General features: G+C 71.2%; 4 protein-coding genes and 2 pseudogenes. 4 read left to right on the top strand and 2 right to left on the bottom strand.

Going from position 1 to position 4048, the window contains the following annotated elements:
* Nucleotides 1–117 precede the first annotated feature (117 nt).
* Nucleotides 118–259: pseudogene (locus tag ACIBH3_RS35790) on the bottom strand (transposase); the annotation flags it as partial.
* Between the two features lie 209 nt (nt 260–468).
* Between ACIBH3_RS35790 and ACIBH3_RS35785 the strand changes: the two are divergent.
* Together ACIBH3_RS35785 and gndA are read left to right on the top strand one after the other, a co-directional pair.
* Nucleotides 469–729, top strand: a complete 261-nt coding sequence (locus ACIBH3_RS35785) for a co-chaperone GroES (RefSeq protein ID WP_396316298.1) — start codon at nt 469–471, stop codon at nt 727–729.
* Nucleotides 730–738: 9 nt separating this feature from the next.
* The gene (gndA, locus tag ACIBH3_RS35780) at nt 739–2181 is read left to right on the top strand and encodes an NADP-dependent phosphogluconate dehydrogenase (protein ID WP_396316297.1); all 1443 of its coding nucleotides are present in this window, start codon (nt 739–741) and stop codon (nt 2179–2181) included.
* A gap of 77 nt (nt 2182–2258) precedes the next feature.
* On the opposite strand, the pseudogene ACIBH3_RS35775 reads toward gndA, so the two are convergent.
* A pseudogene (locus ACIBH3_RS35775) lies at nt 2259–3045 on the bottom strand (zinc-binding dehydrogenase); the annotation flags it as partial.
* Between the two features lie 50 nt (nt 3046–3095).
* On the opposite strand from ACIBH3_RS35775, the gene ACIBH3_RS35770 reads away from it, so the two are divergent.
* The gene (locus ACIBH3_RS35770) at nt 3096–3794 is read left to right on the top strand and encodes an IS3 family transposase (RefSeq protein WP_396316296.1); all 699 of its coding nucleotides are present in this window, start codon (nt 3096–3098) and stop codon (nt 3792–3794) included.
* Nucleotides 3725–3994 carry a transposase gene (locus ACIBH3_RS35765; RefSeq protein WP_396316295.1) on the top strand — a complete coding sequence of 90 codons (270 nt, stop codon included), beginning with the start codon at nt 3725–3727 and terminating at the stop codon, nt 3992–3994. Before ACIBH3_RS35770 ends, ACIBH3_RS35765 begins: the two co-directional genes overlap by 70 nt.
* The last annotated feature ends 54 nt before the right edge of the window (nt 3995–4048 follow it).

The following is a 4048-nucleotide window of genomic DNA, read 5'->3' as shown; positions in this document are numbered from 1 at the left end:
GGCCCTACCCCCATGCGCCGACCGGCCGACGATCACCCGAACGAGACTCCCGTTCGATCGACACGTCCCACCATCGGTACGACAACGGCTTCTTACGGGACAGCTTTTAGTGCCGCATCAGGCAACGTTGGCCCTGGTGACGACTTCGCGTCGCCCGCTGATCGGCGGCGTGCTTGTTCCGCCAGATGATGTAGCGGCGGATCCTGCTGCCCTGTTCCTTGTGGCTGGCGTGGTCGGTGCCGTCGCGGACGCGCCACCGTGCGATCCTGCGGAGCCGCACTTCGGCGGGCGAGGCGTCGGGCAGCCGGGTGGCCCCGACTCCATGAGGCCGACGGCCTGTGGTCATACCGTGCAGGATCCGGGAACCCCGGCAGAATCGAATGTGGACCGCTTCGTCCGTGCCTCCGTCGCCCGGTTCCGCCGGTCCCCCTGTTTGCACCCGTACCGCCCAGTTCAGAGGAGCACCCCATGTCCGACTTCCACCCGGAGCACGATCGCCTGGTCGTCAGGCCGATCGGGGAACCCGCCGCGGACGCCGGCACCCGTACGGGCGAGGTGGTGGCGGTGGGACCCGGCCGGCCCCTGGAGAGCGGCAAGCCGCACCCGGTGGACGTCAAGGTCGGCGACCGAATCGTCTTCGCCACGTTCTCCGGCTCGGCGATCGAGGTTGAGGGGGAGACGTACCTGGAGGTCCCCGAGGACGAGGTCCTCTCGCTGTTCGCCGAGTAGGAGAGTCTCATGACCGAGCAGCCGAAGGCCCGGATCGGCGTCACCGGACTGGCCGTGATGGGCCGCAACCTGGCCAGGAACTTCGCCCGCCACGGCTACCGCGTCGCCGTGCACAACCGCACGCAGGCCAGGACCAACGCCTTGCTGGAGGAGTTCGGCCACGAAGGCGAGTTCGTCCCGGCCGAGTCGCCGGAGGCTTTCGTCGCGGCGATCGAACGCCCACGCATGATCGTCATCATGGTCAAGGCGGGTGATCCGACCGACACGGTCATCGACGAGCTCGTCCCGCTGCTCGACGAGGGCGACGTGCTGGTCGACGGCGGGAACGCCCATTTCCTCGACACCCGACGTCGGGAGTCCGCTCTGCGCGAGCGCGGGCTGCACTTCGTCGGCAGCGGCATCTCCGGCGGTGAGCAGGGCGCGCTGGAGGGGCCCAGCATCATGCCGGGCGGCACAGCGGAGGCGTACCGGTTGCTGGGGCCGCTGCTGGAGGACATCGCGGCCCAGGCCGACGGCAGGCCCTGCTGCACGCACGTCGGACCGGACGGTGCCGGCCACTTCGTCAAGATGGTCCACAACGGCATCGAGTACGCGGACATGCAGCTGATCGCCGAGGCGTACGACCTGCTGCGCCACGCGGCGGGCATGCAGCCATCCCAGATCGCCGAGGTGTTCCGCACCTGGAACGGAGGGCGGCTGGAGTCCTACCTGATCGAGATCACCGCGGACATCCTCGCCCACACCGACCCGGAGACCGGGCGACCCTTCGTCGACGTCGTGCTGGACCGGGCCGAGCAGAAGGGCACCGGACGCTGGACGGTCCAGACCGCGCTGGAGCTCGGTGTCCCCGTCGGCGGCATCGCGGAGGCAGTCTTCGCCCGCTCACTGTCCGGCAGCGTGCCCCTGCGCGAGGCGGGCCGCGGTCTGCCGGGACCGACCGAGACCTGGCTCGACAGCGCCGCCTTCGACCGCTTCGCCGAGGACGTCGAGCAGGCCCTGTACGCCTCCAAGATGGTCGCGTACGCCCAGGGCTTCAACCAGATCCAGGCGGGCAGCGCCGAGTACTCCTGGCAGATCGACCCCGGCGCGATGGCCGCCATCTGGCGCGGCGGGTGCATCATCAGGGCCCGGTTCCTTAACCGGATCAAGGCCGCGTACGACGAGGACCGGGCGCTGCCCACCCTGCTGACCGACGTCCACTTCAGGGAGGCGCTCGGGTCCGCGCAGGCGGCCTGGCGGCGGGTGGTCTCGACGGCGGCGCAGCTGGGCGTGCCGGCACCGGGCTTCGCGACGGCGCTCGCGTACTACGACGGCCTGCGGGCGGAGCGGCTGCCGGCCGCCCTGATCCAGGGGCAGCGGGACTTCTTCGGCGCGCACACCTACCGGCGGGTCGACCGCGACGGGGTCTTCCACACCCGCTGGGAGGAGCCGAGCCGTCCGGAGGAGCGCTGACCGGCCGTCCGACGCCTGCCGCGTGCCACGGCCCTACCGGGCGAACCCGGTGGGGCCGTGGCACGCGGGCGCGCCGGTCAGCCGGTGGTGACGACCATCCGGAAGCGGGCGGCGCCGGCGAGCATCCGGTCGTAGGCCGCAGTGATCCCTTCGAGCGGTACCGTCTCGACCATCGGGCGGATGCCGTGGAGCAGGCTGAACTCCATGGTGTCCTGCACGTCCTGCGCGGTGCCCGAGGGGTGGCCGCGGATGATCTTGCCGCTCATGAGCAGCTGGTTCGGGCTGATGCCCAGCGATGCGGCGTCCGCGCCGATCACCACCAGCTCGCCCCGGGTGGCCAGACCGTCCACGGTCGCCGTGATGGCCTCGGAATTCGCGGCCGTTCCCAGGACCACCTGTGCTCCGCCGAGCGACTGCAGCGCCTCCCGACGCCGGCGCCCGCCGTGCTGTCGACGTAGTGGTGCGCGCCGAGCTCCTTGGCGAAGTCCGCCTTGGCGGCCCCGCGGGCGATGGCCACGGTCTCGAAGCCCATGGCGACCGCGTACTGCACCGCCAGGTGGCCGAGACCGCCGATGCCCAGCACCGCGACCAGATCGCCCGGCTTGGCGGAGCTGCGCCGCAGTCCGTTGAACGTCGTGACGCCCGCGCAGCCCAGCGGGGCCGCCTCGGCCGCCGACAGCCCGTCGGGAATCCGGGCCAGGGCGTCCACCGGTGCGATCACCGCGTCGGCGTACCCCCGTCGTAGGCCCAGCCGGGCACCTTCAGGCTCTCGCAGACGATGAAGTCGCCCTGTCGACAGCGCCGGCGGTGGCCGCAGCTGCCGCCGAACCAGCCGACCGCGACCCGGTCGCCCACCTGCCAACCGGGCGAACCCGGACGGCTACAGCGTCGCACGGCTGTGCCGCGTGATGGGCGTGGGTCGCTCCACCTACTACTCGTGGCTCGCGTCACGGCCCGCGATCGCCGAACGGCAACGCGCTGAGGACGAGTTGGCGGGGAGGATCCGAGAGATCCATGCCGGCTCCCGGGGCGCCTACGGTGCCCCGCGCGTGCATGCCGAGTTGCGGCGGGGCGGCCATGCGGTCAACCGGAAGAGGGTCGAGCGGATCATGCGCGAGCGCGACATCCGCGGCATCACCCGCCGTCGGCGCCGTCACCTGACCAGGCAGGATGTCAAGGCTGCCCCGGCTCCGGACCTGGTCGGCCGCGACTTCACCGCCGCTCGGGCCGGCACGAAGCTGGTCGGCGACATCACCTATCTGCCGACGATCGAGGGCTGGTGGTATCTGGCGACGGTCATCGACCTGGCGACCCGCGAGGTGATCGGGTACGCGATGGCCGACCACCACCGGGCCGAGCTGGTCACCGATGCCCTGCGCATGGCCGCCGGCCGCGGCGGTCTGCAGCCCGGCTGCATCATGCACACCGACCGCGGGAGCGAGTACACGAGTGGCGAATTCCGCAGCGAGATAAGGAAGTTGAACCTGAGGCAGAGCATGGGAAGAACCGGCGGCTGCGTGAGCGGCACTGGCGCATCTCGCTGGTGTGGGCCGACGGCGGCTACACCGGACGCCTGGTCGACCTCGCCCGCGATGTCCTGCGGATCGCGCTGACGGTGGTCAGACGCACCGACGACGCCACGGGCTTCGTGGTGCTGCCCAGAAGGTGGCTGGTGGAACGGACGTTCGCATGGCTGATGCACTCACGCCGCCTGGCCCGCGACTACGAGACCCGCACCGGCACCTCCGAGGCGGTGATCCGCTGGTCGATGAGCATCGTTATGAGCCGCCGGCTCGCCCGGCGAGCACGCTGAACATCCCCGGGCGTTCCTCGGCCAGCCAGCCCCGCGCGGTCAGGCGCTTCACCT

The sequence above is a fragment of the Kitasatospora sp. NPDC050543 genome (assembly GCF_044457565.1).
GTDB lineage: Bacteria > Actinomycetota > Actinomycetes > Streptomycetales > Streptomycetaceae > Kitasatospora.
Note: the sequence above shows the minus strand (reverse complement) of the source record. Positions and strands in the feature narration are given on the sequence as shown.

What these genes read in the sequence shown, in the direction of transcription:
- ACIBH3_RS35785 (WP_396316298.1), top strand. Translation starts at nt 469, where the DNA reads ATGTCCGACTTCCACCCGGAGCACGATCGCCTGGTCGTCAGGCCGATC.
- gndA (WP_396316297.1), top strand. Translation starts at nt 739, where the DNA reads ATGACCGAGCAGCCGAAGGCCCGGATCGGCGTCACCGGACTGGCCGTG.